Source organism: Sphingobacterium sp. UBA7253 (assembly GCF_002472745.1).
In the GTDB taxonomy this organism is placed as follows: Bacteria; Bacteroidota; Bacteroidia; order Sphingobacteriales; family Sphingobacteriaceae; genus Sphingobacterium; species Sphingobacterium siyangense.
In genome coordinates this window covers 6862-7465 of record NZ_DKSP01000166.1, presented here as the reverse complement: position 1 = coordinate 7465, position 604 = coordinate 6862, and the positions used below count along the sequence as shown (strand labels likewise).

General features: G+C 35.1%; 1 protein-coding gene. It reads right to left on the bottom strand.

Annotated features, from left to right (window positions below):
• On the bottom strand, positions 1-459 hold a 459-nt coding region (locus B2X72_RS17010; protein ID WP_286850831.1), incomplete at its 3' end, for a glutamine synthetase III.
• Positions 460-604 lie beyond the last annotated feature (145 nt).

Here is a 604-nt window from a genome sequence, read left to right as displayed (position 1 = left end):
TGGATCCCAAGCTGTATATCCTCTAGCTTCGAATGTATTACGGATACCACCATTTGGGAAAGAAGATGCATCGGGCTCTTGTTGAACTAATGCGTCAGCAGTAAATTTTTCAATGGCTTCACCGTTTTCGTCTGGCTCAAAAAAAGCATCATGTTTTTCAGCAGTCGAACCCGTTAAAGGTTGAAACCAGTGTGTGTAGTGAGAAACGCCGTGGTTAAGTGCCCAAGTTTTCATGGCCTGTGAAATGTGTTCAGCCAAATCTCTTGAAATAATCTGTCCCTCTTCAATGGATGCAACTAACTCCTTGTATGAATTTTTAGGAAGGTAGTCTTTCATTTTGTTTACGGAAAAAACATTCTTTCCGTAAATGTCAGTTGCTTTTTTAGTTTCAACTTTTTCAAATGAAGCAATTTGGCGTGAGCCTGCTGCTTCTACTGCTTTGAATCTTAGGTTCGACATTTGTATTTTGTAGTTAAATTACAGTTTGTTGATTTTGTTTTTCAAAAATATTGTGTTTTTATTGAAAACTGAAATTTTTTTTGATGTTTTTTGTGAAATAATTCAAAAATTATGGTTTTTGGCTAATAAAAAAGGTGTGATTTAT